Source organism: Pseudoalteromonas marina, from assembly GCF_000238335.3.
Taxonomy (GTDB): Bacteria; Pseudomonadota; Gammaproteobacteria; order Enterobacterales; family Alteromonadaceae; genus Pseudoalteromonas; species Pseudoalteromonas marina.
Map to the genome: position 1 here is coordinate 242,057 of NZ_AHCB03000007.1, position 25,785 is coordinate 267,841.

General features: G+C 39.7%; 18 protein-coding genes. 7 read left to right on the forward strand and 11 right to left on the reverse strand.

From position 1 onward, the window contains the following. Nucleotides 1–103 precede the first annotated feature (103 nt). Entirely contained in the window at nt 104–2,773 is a 2,670-nt protein-coding gene (locus PMAN_RS12335) for a bifunctional acetate--CoA ligase family protein/GNAT family N-acetyltransferase (protein WP_010556585.1), read from the forward strand. Nucleotides 2,774–2,903: 130 nt separating this feature from the next. Here PMAN_RS12335 and PMAN_RS12340 read toward each other — a convergent pair whose 3' ends face one another. From PMAN_RS12340 to PMAN_RS12350, 3 genes are read right to left on the reverse strand one after another with little or no spacing between them, the layout of a single operon-like run. Further along, nucleotides 2,904–7,430 (reverse strand): EAL domain-containing protein, encoded by a 4,527-nt coding sequence (locus PMAN_RS12340; RefSeq protein WP_010556586.1) that lies wholly within the window; start codon nt 7,428–7,430, stop codon nt 2,904–2,906. A gap of 25 nt (nt 7,431–7,455) precedes the next feature. Next, on the reverse strand, nt 7,456–7,857 hold the full coding sequence (locus PMAN_RS12345) for a GNAT family N-acetyltransferase (RefSeq protein ID WP_008132419.1): 402 nt from the start codon (nt 7,855–7,857) through the stop codon (nt 7,456–7,458). A gap of 2 nt (nt 7,858–7,859) precedes the next feature. Beyond that, nucleotides 7,860–8,063, reverse strand: coding sequence for a DUF3283 family protein (locus PMAN_RS12350; RefSeq protein WP_010556587.1), 204 nt, complete (start codon nt 8,061–8,063; stop codon nt 7,860–7,862). A gap of 124 nt (nt 8,064–8,187) precedes the next feature. Here PMAN_RS12350 and PMAN_RS12355 point away from each other — a divergent pair, with 124 nt between their 5' ends. After that, nucleotides 8,188–8,886 (forward strand): transporter substrate-binding domain-containing protein, encoded by a 699-nt coding sequence (locus PMAN_RS12355; protein ID WP_010556588.1) that lies wholly within the window; start codon nt 8,188–8,190, stop codon nt 8,884–8,886. On the opposite strand, the gene PMAN_RS12360 is transcribed toward PMAN_RS12355, so the two are convergent. The 4 genes from PMAN_RS12360 to zntR all read right to left on the reverse strand — a co-directional run bounded on the left by PMAN_RS12360 (nt 8,883) and on the right by zntR (nt 12,016). Further along, nucleotides 8,883–9,128: a DUF1289 domain-containing protein gene (locus PMAN_RS12360; RefSeq protein WP_010556589.1), complete on the reverse strand. Its 246-nt coding sequence runs from the start codon at nt 9,126–9,128 to the stop codon at nt 8,883–8,885. The genes PMAN_RS12355 and PMAN_RS12360 overlap by 4 nt on opposite strands. Before the next feature lie 103 nt (nt 9,129–9,231). Further along, entirely contained in the window at nt 9,232–10,368 is a 1,137-nt protein-coding gene (locus tag PMAN_RS12365) for a 1-acyl-sn-glycerol-3-phosphate acyltransferase (RefSeq protein WP_033019396.1), read from the reverse strand. A 159-nt stretch (nt 10,369–10,527) separates the two neighbouring features. Beyond that, nucleotides 10,528–11,619 (reverse strand): SO_0444 family Cu/Zn efflux transporter, encoded by a 1,092-nt coding sequence (locus tag PMAN_RS12370; RefSeq protein WP_010556590.1) that lies wholly within the window; start codon nt 11,617–11,619, stop codon nt 10,528–10,530. Next, complete coding sequence (gene zntR / locus PMAN_RS12375) at nt 11,606–12,016, reverse strand: Zn(2+)-responsive transcriptional regulator (protein ID WP_006793210.1); 411 nt, start codon at nt 12,014–12,016, stop codon at nt 11,606–11,608. Before zntR ends, PMAN_RS12370 begins: the two co-directional genes overlap by 14 nt. A gap of 103 nt (nt 12,017–12,119) precedes the next feature. On the opposite strand from zntR, the gene PMAN_RS12380 reads away from it, so the two are divergent. Then, nucleotides 12,120–13,064 (forward strand): D-2-hydroxyacid dehydrogenase, encoded by a 945-nt coding sequence (locus tag PMAN_RS12380; RefSeq protein WP_010556591.1) that lies wholly within the window; start codon nt 12,120–12,122, stop codon nt 13,062–13,064. 228 nt (nt 13,065–13,292) lie between these two features. Beyond that, nucleotides 13,293–13,673: a DUF3192 domain-containing protein gene (locus tag PMAN_RS12385; protein ID WP_006793212.1), complete on the forward strand. Its 381-nt coding sequence runs from the start codon at nt 13,293–13,295 to the stop codon at nt 13,671–13,673. Nucleotides 13,674–13,710: 37 nt separating this feature from the next. Here PMAN_RS12385 and PMAN_RS12390 read toward each other — a convergent pair whose 3' ends face one another. The 3 genes from PMAN_RS12390 to PMAN_RS12400 form a co-directional block, all read right to left on the reverse strand. Further along, the gene (locus tag PMAN_RS12390; protein ID WP_010556592.1) at nt 13,711–14,610 is read right to left on the reverse strand and encodes a diguanylate cyclase; all 900 of its coding nucleotides are present in this window, start codon (nt 14,608–14,610) and stop codon (nt 13,711–13,713) included. After that, a complete protein-coding gene (locus tag PMAN_RS12395) occupies nt 14,594–18,385 on the reverse strand; it encodes a PAS domain-containing hybrid sensor histidine kinase/response regulator (protein WP_010556593.1) in 3,792 nt (1,263 codons plus the stop codon). Before PMAN_RS12395 ends, PMAN_RS12390 begins: the two co-directional genes overlap by 17 nt. Nucleotides 18,386–18,451: 66 nt before the next feature. Further along, nucleotides 18,452–19,849 (reverse strand): PhoH family protein, encoded by a 1,398-nt coding sequence (locus PMAN_RS12400; protein WP_010556594.1) that lies wholly within the window; start codon nt 19,847–19,849, stop codon nt 18,452–18,454. 307 nt (nt 19,850–20,156) lie between these two features. Between PMAN_RS12400 and rapA the strand changes: the two genes are divergently transcribed. The 3 genes from rapA to PMAN_RS12415 all read left to right on the forward strand — a co-directional run bounded on the left by rapA (nt 20,157) and on the right by PMAN_RS12415 (nt 24,923). After that, nucleotides 20,157–23,051 (forward strand): RNA polymerase-associated protein RapA, encoded by a 2,895-nt coding sequence (gene rapA / locus PMAN_RS12405; protein ID WP_006793217.1) that lies wholly within the window; start codon nt 20,157–20,159, stop codon nt 23,049–23,051. 193 nt (nt 23,052–23,244) lie between these two features. After that, nucleotides 23,245–23,898, forward strand: coding sequence for a bifunctional tRNA pseudouridine(32) synthase/23S rRNA pseudouridine(746) synthase RluA (rluA, locus tag PMAN_RS12410; protein ID WP_010556595.1), 654 nt, complete (start codon nt 23,245–23,247; stop codon nt 23,896–23,898). Nucleotides 23,899–24,017: 119 nt separating this feature from the next. Beyond that, the gene (locus tag PMAN_RS12415) at nt 24,018–24,923 is read left to right on the forward strand and encodes a DUF3530 family protein (protein ID WP_010556596.1); all 906 of its coding nucleotides are present in this window, start codon (nt 24,018–24,020) and stop codon (nt 24,921–24,923) included. On the opposite strand, the gene djlA is transcribed toward PMAN_RS12415, so the two are convergent. Further along, a complete protein-coding gene (djlA, locus tag PMAN_RS12420; protein WP_010556597.1) occupies nt 24,906–25,763 on the reverse strand; it encodes a co-chaperone DjlA in 858 nt (285 codons plus the stop codon). The genes PMAN_RS12415 and djlA overlap by 18 nt on opposite strands. Between the last annotated feature and the right edge of the window lie 22 nt (nt 25,764–25,785).

Consider the following 25,785-nt stretch of genomic DNA (forward strand, 5'->3'; position numbering starts at 1 on the left):
TTGATTGATATCAATAATACGTATCTATAAACTCGAAATAACCTGTTAAACAGGGTACATTGAGACAATGTATAACGCAAAATTTAAAAGCTAAGGAAACGCAATGAGCCTAAAGCGAATTAGTCAGTTTTTTAACCCAAGCTCAGTGGCCGTGATAGGCGCGTCAAATAATGCCTCTCGTGCCGGTTTTGTCGTTATGCGTAATTTGTTACAAGGCGGCTTTAAAGGACCAATCATGCCTGTAACGCCAAGCTATAGCGCTGTTCATGGCGTACTTGCATACCCGTGTATTAATGATCTACCTAAAGTGCCTGATCTTGCAGTTATTTGTACCAATAAAAATACCCTGTTCGACATTATTAGCCAACTAGGAGAGCTGGGCTGTAAAAGCGCTATTATTATTGCCGATGGCTTAACGAACGATCAAAAAAGTGATCTAAAAGCATGCGCCCATAAACACAACGTTACTTTATTAGGCCCTAATAGCTTAGGGCTATTAATTCCTCACATTGGTTTAAATGCCAGCTTTTCTCATACAGTGGCAAGCCCAGGTAAAATTGCCTTTGTGTCGCAATCTGCAGCAGTTTGTTCCACTATTTTAGATTGGGCTAAAAATAAAGATATTGGCTTTTCGTACTTTGTTTCTGTGGGAGGGTGTTTAGATATTGATTTTGATGAGCTGCTCGACTTTTTAGGTCGTGATTCAAAAACTAAAGCTATTTTACTTTATATTGATAACATTGAAGACATCCGTGGCTTTATTTCGGCCGCAAGAGCGGCTGCATTTAGTAAACCTGTTATTGCCATAAAAACTGGAAAGACAAATGCTGGCGCTCTTGCTGCAGAGATCCATTCCGGTGGAAAACAAAGCTCTGATGCCGTATACGATGCGTTATTTCAACGTGCGGGTATGCTGCGCGTTAACGACCTACGAGAGCTATTTGCTGCAACACAAACGCTCGCCATGCACCCAAAATTATTGCAAGTTGAACAGCTCACTATTTTAACAAATGGTGGAGGCCCGGGTGTTATGGCGGTTGATGAGCTAATTCAACGTTCTGGGAAATTAGCGGCGCTTAGTAGTGAAACACGCAGTGCGCTTAATCACGTTATTCCCCGCTCGGAAGCAACCTCCAACCCGATTGATATTTTTGGTGACTCGGCACCAGCGCGTTACAAACAAGCATTAGAAATATTATTGCATGCAAAAGAAGTAAAAAACTTATTGATAATACACACCCCATCGGCACTGGCTCCAAGTGAAGACTACGCCAATGTAATTGTTCAAGCGCTGCAAACGTTGCCCAAAATGGCTCGCCCTTATGTCTTTACTAACTTTATGGGTGAAGATGCTTCATTCGCAGCCAGAAAAATATGCGCTAATAATGCAATTCCTACTTATCGAACACCTGAAGGCGCTGTCGGTGCGTTTATGCACTTAGTATCGTATCGTCGAAACCAAAAACATTTAACGCAAACGCCAGAGTCGAACACTGACGATGCAAAAATAAACAAAGCAGCTGCCACATCGTTAATAACTGAATTTTTAGATGAGGAACAAACCTATCTACCCACTCACAATGCAAGCCAAGTACTAAGCCACTATGGTGTTGAATGTATTGAAACTAAAGTGGCGTACACACCCACTGAGGCAAAAGAGCAAGCAATAGAGCTTGGTTTTCCCGTTGCGCTTAAGCTTATAAGCCCAAGTATTGCTTCTAAGTCTGAAGTCGGCGGCGTGGTTTTAAATCTAAACGATGCCAATGAAGTTGAGCAAACCGCATTTGCGATGCTTATTCGTATTAAAAACACTTATCCGGATGCCACTATTGATGGGTTTTCACTCCAAAAAATGGCACCGCGTGCAGGTGCAAACGAGCTGCGGATTGCAATTAAAACAGAGCCTAATTTTGGCCCCGTTATTTTACTTGGTGAGGCAGGTACAGGACTTGAGTACGCTCAAGCGGCAGTAGCTCTCCCTCCCCTTAATATGAACTTGGCTAAATATTTAATTGCTGCCGCACATGATAAAGGCGTATTAAAAGATCGCATTTTACCTGAAAAGGTCGACAAATATCGTTTATGTGCGTTGCTCACGCGTATTTCACAGCTCGTTGTGGATCAACCCGACATTAGCGCAATGGAACTTAACCCAATACTTGCAAGTAACGGGCAATTTTTAGTACTTGATGCCACCATAACGCTAAATCGATACCAGTCAAAAAGTAACCGCAAACGGTTATGTATTCGCCCCTACCCTATAGATCTTGTAGAAATAGTAACGCTAAAAAATAATACTCAAGCAACGCTTAGGCCAATAAAACCTGAAGATGAACAAGCCCATAAGGCATTTGATCAATCACTCAATAAAGAAGATCGTTACAAACGCTTTTTTGGCGAGTTACCTCAATTTAACCACGATCAACTCGCTAAAATGACTCAAATTGATTACGACCGAGAAATGGCGTTTATTGTTTGCCAACGCTTAGAAGGAAAAACACGCACCTTAGGGGTGTCGCGTGTGATTATGGATCCCGACAACGTGCATGCCGAGTTTGCTATTGTTGTTCGCTCTGACTGCCAAGGCTTAGGGCTAGGTCGAATTTTAATGAATGCTGCAATTAACCATTGTAAACGCCAGGGCGTTGAGTGGATTGAAGGTATAACACTACCAGAAAACACAGGTATGATTGAACTTGCCCGCAAGTTGGGCTTTAAAGTAAGCCGCGATTTTGAAGAAGGCAGCATTAACATGGTGCTCAACACAAAATAAACTCAGCCCAATAACTTAAGTTATGTTCAGAGCGCCTAAAATCAGTAAGGCGCTATAATATTGCTTTAACAACTTAACGTGCACTGTGCTCAAAAGGGCTAATAACACCATTTTTGATATTTATGACCGCTTATCTATGATCTGCTTGTAGGTTACTACCAAAAATATCTTGCCAGTCACGTACTATAAGCGCTGGTACATCTTCTTTTGGAACAGGCTTACTAAATAAATAACCCTGAAAATGCTTGCACCCTAACGCGGTTAAAAACAGAAGCTGCTGCTGGCTTTCAACGCCCTCAGCCACACACTCTTTGCCTAAACTGTGTGCCAATGTGAGTGTTGATTCAATAATTGCCTCATCATCAGAATCAATGCCGATGTCTTGAACAAAACTTCGATCAATCTTAAGCACATCTATAGGAAAACGCTTTAGGTAAGTAAGCGATGCATAGCCGGTACCAAAGTCGTCCATATAGAGTTTACAGCCTAACTCTTTTAACTTTTTCATACTTTGCAGTGCAAGGTTTGAGTCACGCATTAAAATAGATTCTGTTATTTCAAATACAATAGCCTCTGATGGCACGTTAGCATTAATAAGCGCTTTTTTAATCTCTGGCACAAGCTCTATAAATTCAAAATCTAATGCCGATAAGTTAATCGATAAATACAAATCAGGAGATGCTTTTCGCCATTCGTTAAGCTCATTTAATGCCCTGCCAAAGGTTTGTAGCATTATTTTAGTTATTAAACCAACACCTTCAGCCGCCAACGAAAACTCCTGTGTTTGGATTCGTTTATTTTCAGGCCAGCGAAGTAATACTTCAAAGCCTTCAGTTTGATGTGTGTGAGCATTTATAATAGGTTGGTAATAATTACAAAACTCATGCTCTTGATAGGCTTTTGTTAACTGTGATTCTAAATGAAGGGCTTTTTGAACATGCTGATTCATTTCTTGTTTGTAAAATTGATAATTACTTTCAAGCGCACCTTTGGCATGATAGAGCGCAATGTTTGCCGCCTTCAGTAAGGCAGCACTTTGTGTTGCATCATCAGGAGAAATAGCAACACCAATGCTTAAATTAATATTCACTACTTGGTCGTTAATACTTATATTTTGATTCACGCAATCCATAAGTTTGGTACAAATAAGTAATACCTCTTCTATTTGGTGAATATCTTCAACCAGGACCACGAATTCATCACCACCAAATCGTGCAATACTGTCTGATGAACGTAGTGAGCATTTTAATCGCTCTGCAACTTTTTTAATAAGTTCATCGGCGACTTCGTGGCCTAATGAATCATTAAAATATTTAAAGCGCTTAATATTAATATGTAAAAGCGCAGCTTTGCATAAGTGCTTTTGGGCTTGCTCAAGGGCATGCTCAACCCTATCATTAAACAACGTACGATTTGGTAAGCCGGTTAACACATCAAAGTTAGCGAGTTGGTGCAGTTCACTCTCTGCCAGTTTTTGTGCATGTATATCCGTTAAAATAATAACATAGCTGCTTAAGCGTTGTTCTGTATCAGCAACCGCACTTATTTTAACTAGCACATGGCGCGACTCTCCATTGTGAAGGCGTACCATATCTTCACAAGAAAAATGCTCCCCTTCTGAGAGCTTTTTCATGATACGTAAGTAATCAACACGGCTTTTAGGCGACATACCTAAGTTTAACGCCCTGCTTGAAATGGGCTCTGCAGCAAAGTTAAAAGCGGTTTGCAGTGATTTATTAGAGGCACGAACATTAAAGTTTTTATCGAGAATAAAAACCCAATCACGAGTTTGTTCAAATGCAGCAGTAAATAACCGTGCGTGCTCTTCAAATACCATTTCACGGGTCATGTTAGTGTATGTACCCGCTACTTTTTGAGGCGTTTTTTCATCCCACTCAACCACTTTGCCAAAGTCTTTATACCAACGCCAATAACCTTTGGCATGACGTACACGGTATGTGCAGTTAAAGTAGCCTTTATCGGTCGACAAAAACTCTAACCACTCTAAACGAAATAGTTGTTTCTCTTGCGGATGTATTTTAGCCAAGTATTCATCAAGGCTTACAGTATCGTGTTTATAACCCAGCTCATTGCTTAAACGAGGCTGATAAATACTTGGATTACTTGACTGCCAATCCCATACGCCAGACTCACTGCCTTCAAGGGCAAGCTTTAAACGGGACTCACTGTCTTTACTTTCTTTATGCGCAGCCAATAAGATACGTTGAATTTTATTTCGTCGCCTGACCCACATGGCAATAAAAAATAAAAATAAAGCGCCGTATAACACCATAAAATAAGGCGCACGCCAAAGTGGGTATTTAACCTTTATTTTTAATGTAGCTGGCTTGGTAAAAATTCCCGTTAAGGGGTCTTTAGCCCAAACTTTTAATGTATAACTACCAGGGTTTAACTTAGGAAATAGTACTCGGTTGTTATTTCTTGCGTAGGTTTTTTGCCCGTTATCAAGCTGGTACTCATAAATAATACGTTCTTGATTACTAAAAGCCATTGCAGAAAAAGCCACTTCAAGACCAATATCATCGTGGTTTAAAACGACTTCACTCAGAGGTTGCCTTAAATCGCGAGATAACTCTCGGGACATTAAATTTACCCGCGTTATATTTACATGCTCTATAAGCGGCTTATAACTTTGGTTTTCCATTGGATGAAAATACGTTATTCCTTTTAACCCCCCATATACAATGCGGCCATCGTTAAGCTGCGCCATTGCTGAGCTATTAAATTCAGCCGATAAAAGCCCCTCGGCTGTACTAAACTGCTGAAAGTGGAGCGTTTCTGGATTTAAACGCCAAATTCCTTTATGGCTACTCATCCAAATCATACCGTCGTCGTCAAGCACCATACTATAAAGTAATGTACCTAGTTTATTCTTATCAAGATCAATAGTATGAAGGTGTTCATACGTTGATGAATCAATACCAATTAAGCCAAAGTTAGAAAGAGAGATCCACAACACGTTGTTATTATCAATTACGTATGAAAGCACACTAATTGCAACGTTTTCATGTTGTTTGGGTACTTTATAAATCATTTCTAACGCAAGGTTGTTAGGGTTTAATTGATATAAAATACCGGCATTAAAAAAGAGTGGCCAATCAGGTTTATTTGGTAAAGCGGGTAAAAAACCATGCGCTAAAAAAGGGTTAAATTGTGCCAATTCACCGCCCAATCGTGTCACAATTTTAGTGTCTATGTTATAAACAAACGCGCCATGGTCACGGTGCATAAAATATAAATCGCCATTTGGCATTAAAGCAACACCGTGTACCCACCCTGAGATATGATCTTGGTTTGCCACATTTTTTGTTTTAGGTTCAGTGACTTGATACGTATTTGGATCAAAAATATACAAGCCTCGATTTGTATTAAGCCAAAGCATATTTTTATAGGGCATAATTTGCCAAACGCTAAACTCACGTGTGTAAGCGTCAGCTTTATAATCTTTTAAATATACATTGCTGGTATTGGTTTTTAAATCAACCTCAGTTAAGCCATTATTGGTTGCAAGCCAGAGCTTTTCGTTAAATTCGGTTATTCCCCATATTGAATGGTGAGATAAACCTGCGCCACCCAGCACACTGCCATCAACATTGTTAAAATGATACGTATCTTTTGATAGATAAAAGGCACCATCACTTTTTGTGGCCACCCATACGCCACCAGACTTATCTTTGGCCATATCAATAATGCTGGTGTCGGCTAAGGTATATTTACTTTGAGTGATTCGTGTATTTTTTATTAACTCACCACTATTTAAATCAAATTTGAATAACCCTTTGTCTGTCGCAAGATCGATTTCACCTTGGTTGTACTCTATTTTCCACACATTTAGGTCGGCAAGTAATACTTTATTTTTGAATGCAATATCGGGACGTTCAAACATGCTTGGTAAATCACTAATATCAACCTGATACATACCTTTAACCGCACCGACTAATAACTGGTTATTTTCACCCAGCTCAAACGACTTAACATTATTTTGGTAAACATGCGCCGCCTCACCTTTTAAATGCTGTAATGGACGAGTTAGATCATTAGCAATATCATGAACGTAAGCACCGTGAGAGGTCGCTATAAAAATGTAACCGTTATAATGAAACAAGCTTCTTACTAATGTATTTTTGTATTCTTTAGGCAGCTCAAAAACAGATTCAATCACACCGCTTTGAATATCGAGCTTCGCAAAATCTCGACCTCGTCCAATCCACAGTGTTTTTGAATCAGCCGCTAGCATGGTAAATACTGATTGGTTAAAAATTTGCTCTTCGTTGCTTGGAGGACTTAAAAATTGCTTGTAAGTATCTGTGGCTGGATCATATCTAAAAAGGCCCTCGAGTAATGAGGCAATCCAAATATAACCGTCTACGTCTTGGTATATTCTGTCAATAATTGCTTCTTCTAGTTCTCCATTTGGGCCATTAATCGGGGTTACTTGATACCCATCGTAACGGTTTAATCCCCCTTCGGTAGAAAGCCACAAATACCCGTTGTTATCGATGAGTATGGTATTAACGTAGCTTTGTGATAGGCCTTCGCTAGGTGATAAACGCTTAACTTGTGCACCAGCCTGGCAACTCACTATAGTTATTAAAACTAAGCAGCAACTTAAAATCCAATTAACGCCCTTACTCATGGTCATTCCATATGGTTTTTTATTTTTATGGGTACTCTAGTGCGACAATATTACGGTGCTTATACATATCAAAAAGTACGTGTAGATCAGCAGTATATGTTAACACTTGGTTAAAACCAATACTGAGGTATAAATCGACTATGTTTTTAAATGCAAAGGTATAAACATGCATGTGTTGATGCTTCAAAAGATCAGTTATTAATTGCTTTGCTAGCCCTTTTGAGCGGTGTTCTTTAGCAACATAAACCGTGGATAAAAACAAAAAATTGGATTTATGTTGCACCCTACATGCAGCCACTATTTGCTCATCTAAGTATATAACCCATACTTGATCTTGCTTATTAGCGCGCCCGCTAGCCCCATGTAGTTTGTAAAATTTATTTACTAAGGGTGTTTTTACTTTATCTAATAATTGGGTGGTATACATTTTTAACTAAGCATTAGTGCCAAATATTGCTCAAATTTTTGTTTTAATATCGTTTGCTCTGCTACTGGACGGCTATGGATTGTATTATAAACTTGCTCGCGTGTTTTTTTATTACGCTTAATTTGGTATGCCCAAAATGAGGCTTCATAGTCGAGCTGGATCTGGTACTTATCTTCACGTGGTAATAAACATAGGTTAAAACTCACAGGATTTCCTCATTCTTTATATGACTTAGGGTGTAATACATAGCTTGCAGTGCTGGGCAAAAAGCAAGCACCTTGCTATTATACGCCTCTTATTAATTTATCTCAGCAGTAATTGGAAATGATAATGCAAAGCCGCTTTAGTGTATTGTTTCTATTAACGTGTTTTATGTTGAGCACGGCATGTTTTAGCAATCAAAACACGCTCACATTTAACCGTCCTGATAACGTACCGCAAGCAAATTATGTTCTTGAGCTTCTTACACTCGCCTACAAGGACATAGGCTACGAAATACACCTTATCGATTTTAATCCCCAAAATGCTCTTCGCGCTGCTAATAATGGCACACTAGACGGACAGTTGGGTCGAGACAACAGTATAGAGGTAGATTTTCCTAATTTGCTGCCTGTTAACTACCCATTGTTCAAGTTTAAATTAATACTGTATAAAAACTGCCAGCAAAGCATATTAAACCGGCTCGATAACGTCGCTATTTTAGCTGATTGCCCCATACAAGCACAGTACATAAAAAATACGCAATTTGATGGTAATGTAATTGAAGTAAAAAATATAAGTACGCAACTAAACCTGCTTACTCAAGAAAAAGTAAAAGGTATATTGCTACTCGATTTTGCATCTGACAGTCTACCAATCCAGCATCCTGATGTTTGCTACCAAAAAGAGACACTACGTGTAACACCTGTTTATCATTACTTAAACAAACAAAATGCGCACCTAATTGAAGGCTTAGAAGCGGCACTCAATAAACTTCATAACAATGGCACGGCTTATGCGCTTAAAGCTAAATACAATATGTATGATTAAAAATCGAATCCGTGCTGCTTTGCCGTGTTAGTTGCACTTTCAGCTTGCTGTTTTTTGAGAAGATATCGCTTGTAGCGTTGCTGACATAGGCTCAGCACTTTTTTCTTTTGTGCATTGGTTAAAGAGTTCCATAAAAATCGCTCGTCACGACTACGGTAACACCCTTTGCAATACCCTCTATTGTTAACTAAGCAAATACTTTTACAAGGACTTGGAATATCAAATATTTCAATTTGTTGCATAGCATACACCGCTTAGTTAAGGTCATACTTGCAGTATAGCGTTATTTTTAAACAAAAAAAAAGTAGCAATACTATTGCTACTTTTTACTTTATATACTTAATGCTAAAGCGATTCAGGGCTTTTAACATTTATTTGTGCTTTACGATGAAATGGTTTTGCATACATAGCCAATACAAGTGGCTTAAGCTCTTCAGGTACCTGCGCAATACGTTGTTCAAATGTTGCCGTATCTGGAGAGTTAATTACCGACTCTTTACAACCACCAGCAATATAATTGCCTGGGTGTAAGTAAAATGAATCTATTATTTGCTGGTCAATAGTGTTAGCAAGTTCCTCGGCGCTATCGCATTGTGACTCAATAGGCTGCCCAAAAGCTAAATGAACATGGCCCTTTGCCGTACTAAAGCCCTCAACAATGCTTAAAATATCTTCACCCACCGACTTAACATATTCACCATGTTGTTGCTTATGATAAAGCTCTTTAGCTTTTGCTATAGCACATGGCTCATATTGATAAGAAATAGACACAGGCACAACTTTTAACTCTTTAATGTATTCACCAAACTCTTTCTTTTGCTTACGGCCATTAAGTTGTAACATTTTTAGTAATGCAGGATCGGTTTGATCAAAGCCATCTTTAGCGCGCCCTTCTTTTTGTGCAATCCAAATTGAGTGCCCGCCCATTAGTGAGTCATAAATATACGATGACAATTGCGTAAGGGCTTTTAGCATTTCTTTAGGAGCTTTAGCTGAGCGCTTAACAATAAAGCTTTTATTTAAACGCATCAGCTCTGTTATGTAGGGTATTTGCAGTAAATTATCGCCAATAGCTATTCGTACCGTTTTCATTTTATGTTGGTATAACCCCCAGTTAACAAGCGCAGGATCAAGCACTATATCGCGGTGGTTAGAAACAAATAAATAAGCTTGATTAGGATCTAATTTATCTAAACCTGAAAAGGTGACTTTTGACGTGGTGCGTTTTATAAGTTTATCTAAATACGTAGCAACTTCATTTTGAACATCTTCAACGCTCGTTACTTTTCCCCACTTTTTGCGTAGTTGGCTTCTTACCAATGGGCGGGCAATAAATGGCACTGCTGATAGAAAGCGCGGTAGATTATACTTAGCAATGACATCTATAAATGCATCATCACTCATTAAACGCGCTAATGATGCGTTAACCTCATTGTCGTTGTAAGGTCTTATGTCTGCGTACTTGTCTTCTAATTCACTCATTACTGCATCTATAAAGTTAAAAAACGGCACGTAAAATACGTACCGTTTGTTTTATTGGTTTGAGTATAACTCAGGCAAACTGAAATGCGAACTAAGTCAGGCTATTGCATTTTTATAAAAACTAATAAGCACTCTTAAAAGTATATATATAACAAACAATTAAGTAATGCTCTTACCAGTTACCTTTCGCTTTGCTTGTAATGCTATGACAACTAAACGCAGAATAAGTGCGATTAAAATTACACCACAAATAAAGCTTAGCCAATATGGCAGCACCTGATGCTCTTCACCAAGTTGCGGGGAAACAACAAAGCCAAACTCAGTTACTAAATAATCCGTTAAAAACCCAAAAATCAATGCAACCCCAATAACCCCTGTCAAATAAGCGAATACAGCACGCTTGCCAAGCTCATTAGCTACAACACCTAACGTAGCAATATTTGTTGCCGGCCCTGCGAGCATAAACACTAACACCGCTCCAGGCGATACTCCACTCAATAACAAGCCTGCAGCAATAGGCGTAGAAGCAGTGGCACAAATATACATGGGTATACTGATCAAAATCACCACAAGCATGGCAACAATGCCACTGCCCCACTGTGTTAAAAATGACTCTGGAACATAGGTCTGTACCAACGCGGCAAAGAATAAACCAATCATTAACCAGACCATGGTATCCGACAGAAGTTTATTGCAGCTAAAACTTATCGCTTGTTGTACTTTCTGCCATTGACTTTGTAATGCCTTGTTTGGTTTATCACCACAACTGGTTTGAACTTTAGGCTCCGCCGTTTTAGACGCACAACAACTGGTTTTTGTTTGAGCATCTGCGACTGGCTTAGTCTGCAGCCTATCGGTATCTCGCCCAACTAACACACCTGCAACAATAGCACTGCAGATAGCAGCTATGGGACGAATAATAGACATAAACGGACCTAATAACACATACGATACTGAAACAGAATCAACCCCTGTTTCAGGCGTCGACACTAAAAACGCAGTAGTGGCACCTTTTGAAGCACCGGCGCGTCTCAATCCTATTGCAGCAGGAATAACACCACATGAACACAAAGGCATTGGCGCACCAATTAAAGCCGCTTTCACTGTGGTCAAAAAGCCTTCTTTACCTAAATGTTTATTTAAAAAATTTGCCGGTAAATATACATTTAATAACCCAGCAATCAGCAAACCAAGCATTAACCAAGGGGCAGATAATAAAAATAACTGCCAAAAATTATTAAGTAAGTCCATCGATGTCCTCCAAGGTTGTTAATATTGAACAGTTATAAGCGGGTTCTTGTCCACCACAGCACTTATCTGCCAGTATCGATAGCGATTGATGAAAACGTGTTAGCTCAGCAATACGCTCTGCAACTAGATCGCGTTTTTGTATCGTTAAATCTTTCACTTCACGGCACGAATGCTGGTGTTTTTTAAATTTAATTTGCAGTAACTCTCTGATCTCTAACAGGCTAAAACCAACATTTTTAGCACGCAAAATAAACTTCATTTGTTTGAGAGCTGCCTTATCATAATCGCGATAACCTGCCTCGGTTCGACTTGATGGCGTTAACAAATTGTGTTTTTCATAGTATCTTAGGGTATCTGTTGAGACACCTAACTGATTTGCAAACTCACCTATTTTCATTTGTTTCTCCAATGAGTATATTCTCAACTGATGCCAACTATAAACCTTAGAGCACACACCAAGGTCAAGTATTAAAATTTATTTTATTTAATTAGGACACATCATGAAAATTACTGTTCTCGATAACGCCACATTAGCAAATACATCACTTGCCTGTTTAGAGCAACTAGGGAGCCTTAAAACCTACGAACTTACTAGCCCAGAGCAAGTTGTTGAGCATAGCCAAGGGGCTGATATTTTAATTACCAATAAGGTCGTGTTAAACCGCGAAACAATTAGCCAACTAAAAAATCTAAAACTAATATGCGTGAGTGCTACGGGAACTAATAATGTTGATCTAGAGGCTGCAAAAGATCACGGCATTGCAGTTACAAACGTTGCAGGTTATTCAACACCTTCGGTTGTTCAACATACCTTCTCTTTAATCACAAACCTGCTAGGTAATACACACCGATATCAAGCTGATTGTCAGCAAGGTGCTTGGCAGAAAAGTGAAATGTTTTGCCGTCTTGACTACAGTTTTAATGATTTACAAGGCAAAACACTAACAATCATAGGCGGTGGTACACTAGGACACGCTGTTGCAAATGTAGCCGAGGCTTTTGGTGCAAATGTAGTTATGTCTGAGCGCAAAGGCGCACCATGCCGCGATGGCAGAACGCCTTTTGACGAAGCCATAAAAACCGCAGACATAATTAGTGTGCACTGTCCGTTAACAGAAGAAACGCGCAATTTAATTACCATAAACGAATTTAAAGTCATGAAACCAAGCTGCATCATAATAAACACAGCTCGAGGCGGTATTATTAATGAGGCGGATTTAACCAGTGCACTAGAGCAAAATATAATTGCTGGCGCAGGCGTTGATGTATTAACAAAAGAGCCTGCTGAGCTTTCAAATCCACTGGCAAATTATAAAAGGAGTAACCTATTGCTAACGCCGCATATTGCGTGGGCAAGCACCGAATCAATTGTGCGATTAGTTAAAGAGGTAAGTTTAAATATTAAAGCATTCAAACAAGGGGAGTCTCGTAGCCGCTTAGTTTAATACTCGCATTAGCGAAGTAACCTGAGCTCTGAATAGTAAATACCTTAATCATTGCTTGGGTTAAATAAACTAAAAAGTGGCTGTTTTTACTAATTTTTTTATTTTTTAAAATTAACGAAATACCCCACACAACGTAAGCAATTGATTATAAATAAAATTTAAACTTGGCGTATACTTTGCGTTACTATCATTAATAATTAAGTAAAAATGATTAAGGTACATACAAAAATGAATAAATCTCTACTAGCAGCGGCACTTATTACTCCATTTTTAACGGGTTGTGTTATCGCCGTATCTGATGGTGAAGCAGAAACGCACTGGGCAGGTAATGACTCAACTAGCTGGCAAACTAAGCACAAAAATAATCGCGAAGCGATTTCTGAATTAAAAATGGATAGCAGCTACCAGTCGGTATTAACAACACTTAAAACCCCTAATTTTACCGAGTTACTAAAAAAAGGGGATGATGTGTATCAAGTTTTATTTTATGCAACTCATAGCATTCATTCTGATGGTAAAATGACTAAAGATGAGTGTACGCCACTTGTATTCAAAAACGATAAACTTGTCGGTATTGGTGACAGCGCATTAAATATGGTTAGCCACTAAAATACAAAAAGGCCAGTAACGTTACTGGCCTATTTTATTAGTGAGCGACCACTCTATTACGGCCAGCCTCTTTTGCTTCATACAACCCTAAGTCAGCTTCTTCTAATAATGAATGCTCTGAGGTTGAGCGGCCATTTTCCATGGTTGCAACGCCAATACTGATAGTTATGCATTGTGCATTTAACGATGTTTTGTGCTCTATATTTAATTTGTTTACAGCGCTTCTAAGCTTATTTGCAAACGCAATTGCTTCCTCTTTAGATACATCAGGTAAAATAGCCGCAAACTCTTCCCCACCGTAGCGGGCAATAAAGTCACTTCCACGTTTACATTGTGCCAATAAAGATTGTGCTACTTTTTTTAAACATTCATCACCGGCTCTGTGACCATATGTGTCGTTGTATCGTTTGAAGTAATCTATATCCATTAGCAGTACAGATAGCACTGAGCCCCCTCGTTTACTTCTTCGCCACTCTCGAGACAAATTTTCATCAAGGTAGCGTCTGTTGGGTATTTCGGTTAATCCATCTATGGACGCTAACATTTCAAGTAAATCGTTTTTTTGTTTTATCAGTAATTGATTTCGTACTCGCACTCTAACAATAGAAGCGCTGAATGGCTTAGTAATATAGTCCATCGCGCCTAGCTCTAATCCTTTTGATTCATCAGCATGCTCTTGATTAGCAGAAATAAAAATAACTGGAATAGCCTGGGTAATAGGATTTTCTTTTAACTTAACAATAAGCTCAAAGCCGTTCATAACGGGCATTACAATATCAAGCAGAATCAAATCAAACTGTGTAGTTCTTACAAAAGCAAGTGCCTCTTCTGCACTTTTAGCTAAAAACACGTCATGCTCTTCACACAACGTTTTTTCAAGCACTAACCTGTTAAGTGGATCGTCGTCAACTACAAGCACTTTAGCTTTTTTTGACATCCACCGCCTCCAAACCTCTAATAAATACAATAACCTGCTTCAACTGCATAATAAGCTCTTTTATGATTTGATCTTCAGGGTCATTGGTTGCTTTAAGACTTTGTTCGCACTGAAGCGCACAAGACGATAACCGCTTAAAACCCAAGTTACCCGATACTCCTTTGATACTATGCACTAAACGTACCAATTCACCTTTAACGGTACATTCGTCAATTTGTTGTAATTGGGTCTCACATAGGCTAGAAAATTTATCAATCATAGTATTAAGTAACGCCTCATCAGCACTAAATTGAGCTAAGGCAAATGCCCTATCAAAAAATACCGTTTTAGTGATCTGCATATCTGCAATAGCATCAAGTAGTACTTTTGCTACAACGGGCTTTGTTAAATGTTTATTCATACCGCATTTTAACGAACGCTCTATATCCGCAGGTTCACAATGCGCTGTCAATGCAAATATAGGCAATTGCTTATCGTCAAACTGTTGACGAATCAACGTAGTAGCTTGGCAACCATCTATATGCGGCATTTGCACATCCATTAAAATCAGATCTGGTTTTAAAACTTGTAGCAGCTCCATACCATCAGATGCATTGGTTGAGGTTACAACATTTACATTAGCTTTTTCTAAAACACTACTTATAATTTCTAAGTTTAGTTTATTATCATCAATTGCCAAGATCAGTAAACCTGACACCTCTCTACTCGGTTGCTGTGCCTGTATATTAGCGTCACTTGCAATTTGCTTTAATGCAAAACCACTACTTAAATCAAATAATCGCTGCCCAAGTGCAGATGCTTTAACATGCTGCGCTAATAAGCCTTTACTCATAGATGAACTAAAGGTTAGCTGATGATTAACGATAATGGCCGATACAGTGTGTGAAGTAAGCGAGTCATATATTGCTTTTACACTTAATAGCTCAGGTAAATCAGCTTCATCAACAATAAGCTGATTATATCCCGAAAGTTTGATTGGGTAATTCAATGCTTCATCTAAATCAATACTGGTCAACTCTGAATAGGCTGCTACAGCGCGTTTTAAAGCTCGGCTTCGCTGGGATATAATAGCCAGAGCATCAACAGGCAACAGCTGATTTTTTGTATCGTCTACCTGTAAACTAATGCTGAAATAAAACTCACAACCATGGCCTTTCTCACTGTTTACGGCTATCTCGCCGCCCATGAGCGATACAGCATGTTTTACAATAGCCAACCCTAACCCTACACCTTGATGGGCGCGTGTTGATGATTCATCGCCTTGTGTAAAGGCATCGAATAAACGTAATTGGTCAGCCTCATTAATCCCGCTGCCAGTATCTTTTACACTAAAACAGATCGCTTGCTCGGTACTATCTCCCTCAATTAGCTCCATTTTTAAGGTAATACTGCCATTGTGAGTAAACTTAACAGCATTAGTTAATAAATTACCCAACACCTGCTGTAGTCTTATGCTATCGCAAATCAAACTAGGTGCGATTAAAGGGTCAACATCAATAATAAATTCAACCCCTTTTTGCTCACACAAGGGCCCTGTTAAGCTATCGCAAATATCAACAAGTTCCACAACCGTAAATGGGGCTAGTTTTAACTCAGCCTGTGCGCTTTCAACTCTGGCAAAATCGAGCATGCGGTTGAGCATTAAGAGTAAACTTTGCGCAGCTTGCTTAGCTTGATCTGTTTGCTGAATTTGTCTTTGCGTAAGCCCTTGCTCTATAAGCATGTCAAGCAAACCTAACACCGCATTCAAAGGGGTACGTATTTCATGACTTAAGTTAGCAATAAAGCGACTTTTAGCAAGGGTTGCGCGCTCAGCATTATGCTTAGCTTTAGTTAATGCACTCACATCTTGTAAGTGGATAACATAATACGAAGGATCTCGCTTTTCATCCCACACGAGCGATACACTGAGTTGAAGCCAGCTAGTCAAATTTCCTCGTGCTAATGTTAAATGATAAACCTCTTTCTTATCATCAAGCAGCTGAGCTAGTCTTGTTTTAATTTCTTGCCACTGACTATCATCAAATAGCAGTTTAAGTTGCTCACCTACCAACACATCTTGCTCAGTAAATAGTTTTCTTGCTGCTTTGTTTACTTGCAATATAGTCTGATCAAGCGAAAGAAGCACAACACCGTTTGCAGCAAATTCAATAGCACTTCTAAATTTAGACTCAGACGCTTTTAGTGCATGTAAAGTTTGCTGCTGTTCTGTTATGTCTCTACCGATCCCCATTGTGCCTAACAAGTGCTGCTGCTCATTGTAAAAAGGGGCAATCGTCAGTTGGTAAGACTTATCATCTGTATCAACGCGTTGCTGAACATTACTGCGGTTTTGTAAAACCTGTTTTTCAAGAATACTTATTTGTTCGTATTCGTCAGTTATATCTTGTATACGCCTACCCACTAGCGCGCTTTGATCGCACCCAATGTACGCTTCGAACGCCTTGTTACACCCTAAAAAAGACCCATCAATATTCTTAAAATATATAAAATCAGGAACACTGTTTAACATTGTGTTTAGTAAAGCTAAATGTCGCTCTTTAGCTTGATAACTGCGTGTTAGTTTTTCTGATTGCAATTGCAGCTTTTCGTCAAGCTCTCGGTTTACATCTTGCAGCGAATCGACTAGTTGTCTGTTTTTAGCAAATACTAGTTTTATTTTAGTGAACCATGGCTGCCAATTAATAGGGATTTGATAATTAGACTCTTTGCTGTTATCGCTATTACTTTGCTCTAAGTAATGCATGAGATGTGTCATAGGTTTTAAAAATATGCGCTGACTTAACCAAAAGAACACACAAAACATTAAACTTAGAAACAGCGTTAAAAATGTAAACTCGAGTAAAATTTCATACCGAATAAGATTTACAAAACCGGATTTAGACTCATAAAATGCAGCATGTATTGGGAGGTTGCTTTTTGGCTGCATAAAAAAGTTTGTGCCACTGGTTAACACCGTTAATTTTTGTTGTGATGCCGCCATTTCAGGCCAGTATTCTTTAAGTGTGATCCCCTCAGCTATTGCATTTTTTGTGCTTGCAACAACCTGATCAAACCGATTAACAAATATATATTCTCCCTGATTTGGCGTAACTTTTTTTAGCCAGGCAGAAATAACCTCCACATCGTAAATAACAATAATATAATCACGCGAGCCAAGTTCTCGCTGGCGTCCGATTGAGTAGTAAGCCTTCCCGTCTATATTTACAATCGGGCTTGAAGATAAAAGGCTGCCTGAAAAGTCTGGTTTAAATCGCCCTTCAAGAATCTCTGTTAGTAATAAACTCTTGCTCTTATTACGCCTCGCTACAAATGCAGCGCCATTTTCATCAACATACGCAACGGCGCTAAGCGACTGCATAAGTGCCAGAGTTGTATTAAACGAAGGACCTAATTTAACTAACTGTTGCCACTTTGAAAGTTCATTTGGTGAAAGATTAAAATCCCCTTTACCTACAATCTCGGTGCCTTGTTGAGTAAAATGACGATAGTAATAACCTTCATACTGATTAATACCTTCAAATAAATTACGATTAGCAAGACTCAGTGCAGGCTGCTCGTATAAGTTAAGCATATTAGCCATTAAATCACTGATTGATTGCATGCCATGATTTATTTGGGCGGATATATTAAGAAAATCAGCGTCACGTTTTTCTACTGTGCGCTCAAGCTTGATATTGTAAAGATGTAAACACAGTAAAAAAGCAACGATTAAAGGCACCAACAGGGCAACAATTAAAGAGCGATAATAATGTTTGAGAGGTAAAAAATTCAACGTGCAGTCTGCCATTTGGCCCGAAAATCAATCATTAGACTATCGAGCCAAATAGTTAAGCGCAAGTTATAAATTTTCTTCTGCAAATGAAGCCAACCGACTCCTTACAACACCATTAAGATTTATAGTTGCACTGCCTTCAAAGTTTTTAAAACGCTCCACTATGTAGGTTAAACCTGATGTGACTGGCGTTAAATAATTACTGTCTATTTGCGCTAAATTACCGGTGCAAATGAGCTTGGTGCCTTCTCCGCATCGAGTAATAATTGTTTTAAGTTGAGACGCTGTTAAATTTTGGCTTTCATCTAAAATTACCACCGCATTTTGAATACTGCGCCCACGCATAAAATTAACCGACTTAAACTGTACATTGGCCTTTTCCATGATGTAATTTCGGCTCGATATTGGGTTCTCGTCACCTTTATGGAGTACTTCTAGCGTATCGGTAATAGCAGCGAGCCACGGCGCCATTTTTTCCTCTTCCGTACCGGGTAAAAAACCAATAGACTCTGCAATTTCAGGGGTATTTCGGGTCACAAGCACTTTATCGTAAATACCTTTTTCTATAACCAACTCAAGTGCACAGGCAAGCGCTAATAACGTTTTCCCACATCCAGCGGGGCCCGTTAAAATCACCAGTTCAATGCTAGTATCAAGTAATGCATCAAGCGCCATCCCCTGATAAATGTTTTTGGGCTTAACGCCCCATGCATGATGATGCATTAACCGCTCAACACTAATATCTTTTATGGTAATGTGCTTATCATCAAACGACTTTACCCTGGCCGCAAAGTGATTACTCTCGTCAAGTAAATACTCATTACAAAATACATCGGGTATTAAATTTTTAGGCACATGATGAAATGTATCTCGCCCGTGCTGCTCTGTATTGCATTGCCCTACATGTCCCCAAAAATCACCCTCTACTTTTTTATAACCGCTAGTGAGCAAATTAATATCATCAATAAGCTGATCTGTTCGGTAATCCTCTACATATTTAAGCCCTGCGCCTTTAGCTTTTAAGCGCATGTTTATATCTTTGGTAACCAATATTACTTTTGAATCGCTATGCTGCTTTTGTAAATATACAGCACAGTTAATAATTCGATGATCGTTTTCATTGCCTGGCAAACCCGAAATTGAGTCTGCGAATAAATGGTCGTTAACAATAATGAGCGTACCGGCAGAGCTCGACTTCGCTTTTTTATTACTGGGTAAGGCTACACCTTGTAGCATTTGTTCAGGGGTTGCGTTTTTGAGTACCTCATCTAAACCACGAATTGCAACGCGGGCATCGCGGCTTACATCGTGTTTTCTATCTTTAATATGATCAAGCTCTTCAAGTACGGTCATCGGAATAACCACGTTATGTTCTTGAAAAGACAAATAAGCGAGGGGCTCGTGGAGGAGTACGTTGGTGTCTAGCACATACATTTTACTTTCAAGGTTCGAAGCTTTTTCCATAGCACTTTCCTTACGTTTTATGATTTTTATGCTATACCAAAATAACTAAGTAAAACGGGCAAAAATCAAAACCAGCAATACTTAATTGCCAAGGCATATTGAAAGTTTAGTCTATTTGTCATAAAAGTCCGTTTTATTACAACCTGAATTTAGTTTTTATTTACCTTTTTAATAGGTTAAAAAATGGCGGTTTTATTCTTTATAATTAACACTTATAAAATTAATTAAAAGTGAGCTAAATAGCGCCTTGCAGTGGTGTTAGCTTACAGGTAACATAGCCGCCCTTTTCATCATAGACGAGACATACATGAATTTTTCCTTAGGTCAGCGTTGGATCAGTGATACAGAGTCAGATTTAGGATTAGGCACCGTTGTTGCCATTGAAGGCCGCCAGGTCAGCATATTATTTCCAGCCAGTGGTGAAAACCGTGTTTACTCTACAGCAGAAGCACCCGTTACCCGTGTGGCATTTAATCCAGGCGATGTGATCAAAAGCGTTGAAGAATGGGAATTAGAAGTCGAATCTATTGAAGTACAAGGCGAGTTACTTTGCTATGTGGGCACCCGTGTTGATAACGGCGAAGAAGCAAAGTTAAAAGAAACCTTTTTAGATCATTTTATAAAATTTAATAAGCCACAAGACCGTTTATTTGCCGGCCAAGTAGACCGTTTTGATCGTTACACGCTTCGTTACCAAACATGGCAACATAAATTTGAACGCGAGCAATCACCTATAAAAGGATTGATTGGTCAACGCGCTAACCTTATTCCGCATCAGCTTTACATTGCCCAAGAAGTGGGTAAACGTTTTGCACCACGCGTATTATTATCTGACGAAGTAGGCTTAGGTAAAACCATTGAAGCAGGCATGATACTGCATCAGCAAATTATTAGTGGTCGCGCCAGCCGTGTACTTATTGTTGTACCTGAAAACCTTCAGCACCAGTGGTTAGTCGAAATGCTACGCCGCTTTAACTTACGTTTTTCTATTTTTGATGAAGAGCGTTGCGACGAAGCCTTTGCCGACTCGCCAAATGTATTTGATACAGAGCAGCTAGTCCTTACTAGCCTTGAGTTTTTAACCAAGAAAAAGCGCTGGTTTGAACAAGCAACATTGGCTGATTGGGATCTATTAGTTGTTGATGAAGCGCACCACTTAAGCATTAATAACGGTAAACCAAGTACTGAATATCAACGTATGGCTGAGCTAAGCCAAGATATTCCGGGCCTTATTTTACTTACAGCAACGCCTGATCAACTAGGCCATAGCAGTCACTTTGCTCGCTTACAATTGCTCGACCCAGACCGTTTTTACGACTACGACGTATTCAAAGAAGAAGAAGCCAATTACAAAGATGTAGCGCAAGCGGCAAATCAGTTATTGCAAGAGCAAGCTCTTGACGACAATGCAAAAACAACGCTAATTGAGCTATTAAAAGAAACCGACATTACCGTCATTCTTGAAAAAGCACAGCAAGGTGATTTACCTGCGCGTAAAGAAATACTTAACATGCTACTCGACAGACACGGTACAGGGCGTATATTGTTCAGAAATAGCCGCAGTGGCATTGATGGCTACCCAAGTCGTAAATTGCATGCCTATCCAATGGCATTACCAAAGCAATACAAAACGGCCATGTCGGTATTAGGTAACATGAGTGGTATTCAAAACGCTGAGCTGAGCGCGCATCGTGCTCTTTTTCCTGAAAAAATATTCCAAGAGTTTGAAGGTGAAAGCGCAAGCTGGGGCGCCTTTGACCCTCGCGTAGATTGGTTAATTGAAACACTTAAAACGCTTAAACACGAAAAAGTACTCCTTATTTGTGCCAAGGCCGAAACGGCTATTAGCCTTGAACAAATACTGCGTGAACGTGAAGCGATTAAAGCTTCGGTTTTTCACGAAGGTATGTCGATTATAGAGCGTGACCGCGCGGCCGCCTTTTTTGCAGACGAATACGATAACGCGCAAATATTATTGTGTTCAGAAATTGGCTCCGAAGGTCGTAACTTTCAGTTCTCACATCACTTAGTGTTATTTGATTTACCATTAAACCCAGATTTACTAGAGCAACGTATCGGCCGATTAGACCGTATAGGGCAAACACAAGATGTAAACATTCACGTGCCATACTTTGAAAACACGGCACAAGAAGTGTTACTACGTTGGTACAACGAAGGCCTTGATGCGTTTGAAACCACATCAACGACTGGCCAGCTATTGTATAAAGAATTTCGTGATGACTTACTCGAGTTTATTTCAGCCCATAACTGTGATGAAGACGAACTTGACCCACTCCTTGAGCAAGTAGCTCAGCAAAATACTGTGCTACGTAAAAAAATGGAAAGTGGACGAGATCGTTTATTAGAACTGCACTCATCGGGACAAGGCGCCGCCGACTCATTAGTTGCTGATATTGAAAAGCTCGACAACCAGTTTGAGCTGCCCAGCTACATGATTAACGTGTTCGACACCTTTGGTGTAAGCCAAGAAGACAAAGGCGAAAATACAATTATATTAAAGCCTACAGAGCATATGTTAAGTGCGTCATTTCCATCGCTTAAAGATGACGGCATGACAGTGACCTTTGACCGTGATACTGCACTTTCACAAGAAGATGTACATTTTATCAGTTGGGATCATCCAATGGTGCAAGGCACGATGGATATGATTTGTGATGATGACTTTGGTAGCGCATCGGTTGCTTTACTCAAAAACAAAAAACTCCCTGCGGGCACCTTTTTTGTTGAGCTAATTTTTGTAGCCGAAGCAATGGCGCCTAAAGCATTACAAGTGGGTCGCTTTTTACCGCCAACGCCTATTCGTATATTGCTTGATAAAGCCAGTAATAACTTAGGCGAAAACGTCGCATTTGACGGGTTTAACCAACAGCTTTCAGCCGTTGGTCGTCAAACAGCAAGTAAACTCGCGGGTGCGCTACAAAGCGCAATTCACCCTATGATCACAACTGCAAAAGACATGGCACAAGAAAAACTCGAGGTTATTCGTTCACAGTCGCTAGCTAAAATGCAAACGTCTCTTAGCGAAGAGCAAGAGCGATTAAGCGCGCTTAAGCAAATTAACCCTAATATTCGCCAAGAAGAAATTACCTTTTACGATAAGCAACGCACCGAGCTAACTGCACACATTGAAAAGGCGCAGTTACAACTAGATGCAATTCGCTTAATCGTGGTTTCTCACTAAGGTTTTGAGCTTTTAGTTGTTAGTAAAAATTGCAAACAACAGCAGCTAAGTAAAGCGTGGTATTTATACCGCGCTTTTTTATATTCAAAAAAGTATATAAATTAGAAGCCTTCGTACAGGCTATCAATGTTTTCCTTGAGCCTTTGCCCTTGCTACCCTAAAATAGCGTCCTTCAAAATCATTAAGGTCGGCCGTGTTAGTTAATTACAATCCCCCAATGAACCCGTATTTAACCATACTTTTTCAAGACGACGACTTGCTCATTGTTAATAAACCCAGCGAATTATTGACCGTACCGGGTAAAGATCCTAAGCATGCCGACAGCTTAATTAACCGCGTTAATCGCGTGTTTCCAACCGCACGAATTGTTCATCGTCTTGATATGGCAACGTCTGGCATACTCTGCCTTGCTATGAATAAAGCTGCACACCGACATTTAAGCATGCAATTTCAAGATCGCGAAACCGCTAAGCGTTATATAGCTCGCGTTTTTGGTAAGCTTGAACAAAACAATGGCTCGGTTGATTTACCTCTTATTTGCGACTGGCCTAATCGCCCAAAGCAAATGGTAGATCATGAAAATGGCAAGCCATCACTCACTCATTTCAAAGTACTTGAACGAGAAGAAAACGCCACACGCGTAGAGCTCACTCCAATTACGGGGCGTTCACATCAATTGCGCGTACACATGCTAAGCCTTGGCCACCCTATTTTAGGTGACCGACTCTATGCTCATAAAGAGGCGCTTGCAGCCGCACCGCGTTTACAACTCCATGCACAAATGTTGCAACTAAAACACCCGGTAACCGAACAAGTAATGACCTTTGAAGCAGAGCCCGAGTTTTAATGGGCTCAATTACTTAGGAAAAATTAAACTTTTAAACAAGCATGCCGATACCTAACTAATGACGACTGGTTGAGCGTGTTATGGTGTTTTTGCAATTATTTAAAAAGGTTCTGTGTTACATGGCATTTAGCTGTGTAGCCCTTTTAGCACTCTGTACAACGGCTGCAGAACATATTGCCCCGCCTTCTTTATCAAGTATTGAAAATAGCGATATTAAACGCCTTTTACCTACCGACGAAGTAAAAACAATGCTAGCAGGTGAAACTGAATTTTTAAGTTTACGTAGTGAATACATGAGCGCTGATTTTAGAGGGATTGTATTACTTATTCCCGATTGGCAATCAACCCCTACCAACAATGCTGGAATGAGTTACTTACGCAAAGAGCTTAACAATTTAGGCTACACCACCTATGCGATGACCACCCCTGATATTGATTGGCAAGCGAGTAAAATAGCTGAGCCTGCTGCAGAAACAGCACCAAGTGCCGCCACTGAAACAGAGAGTCAAGCCAACAGTGAATCAGAGCAGCCTGATGCTTCAAGTAAAAATGAAGCGCCTCATCATGTGGATGCCATTGAAACCATCAGCGACGAAATACTCGATAACTACAAACTAAATTTACTTGCTCGCTACAAAGCGCTTTACCAAACCGCGATGCAAGAACCCACTAATATCGTTGTAATTGCGCAAGGCACCAGCGCAGGGGTTTTAACTGAGTACTATGCAGACTTTCCACAGGAGCGTATTGATGCGTTTATTAGTGTAAGTAGCTATCTGCCCAATGCAAAGCGCAATAAAAGCTTAAGCCAAACAACGTCTCTTGTTACGCCTGCATTTTTAGATATTTATTACGCCAGCGACAACCGTGATATTTTAATTAACTTAAAAAATCGCCAGCGCTGGGTTAACCGAAACGCTAAGTTTGACTACCGCCAGCGCCAGTTATTTGGGCTTCGTGATCAACCTCAACAACATGCTCGGCTAACAAAAGAAATAGACGGCTTTTTACGCCGCCTTTTTTAAATACTCATAGGCTGCTTGAATGTCTTGGCTTTTTTTAACCGCCAATTCCATCATATGTTTTGGTAAACCTTGCGATACTAATTTATCAGGGTGATGTTGCGCCATTAACTTTCGGTACGCTACTTTTACTTCCCGCTCGGTTGCCCCATCGTTAAGTCCTAAAAGCCCAAGCGCTTGCGCACGATTCATATTATTGTTGGGGGGTACATGGTGCCCTGAGCCTTCTTTATAACTGCTACTTTGCCCTTGCTGCTGTTGGTAACGCTGTTGCTGTTTTCTAAAGTTAAATTCAGCTTGATAGCGTTTAAGTACAAACGCAAAATGAGTTTTAGAAATACCTAACTGCTTGCTTACTTCACTTAATAACTGCTTTTCTCGCTCAGCTAAAATGCCATCAGAAAACGCCATTTGAATTTGTATTTCTAAAAATAATTGCAGTAAGTCATGACGCTTAGCAAAGCGTTCTTTAAAATCATAGACGGTTTCTTTTAATGAAAAGTCGCTTTGTTTACCCGCTTGAAAAGCATGCTGTGCTTCACGGCGTTCTTCGCCTTTCAACCCCATTTCGTCCATAAATAAGCTAGCGGCTTTAATGTGTACCTCGCTTACTCGGCCATTAGACTTTGCAATATGCCCCATCACTGCAAAACAGTTTGAAAAGAATAGCGCTTGGCGCTCGTGGACATCATCACCATTAAATAAACTTGAAAAACCACCCGCCTTATCAAAATTATTTTTTAAGCTTTTATCAAATAAATGACCAAGGTATAACCCTAAAATAGCACCAAAAATTTTGCCAAACATAAAACCAAAACAAAATCCGAGTATTTTTCCCCACATGTAAACGACTACTCCTATTAAT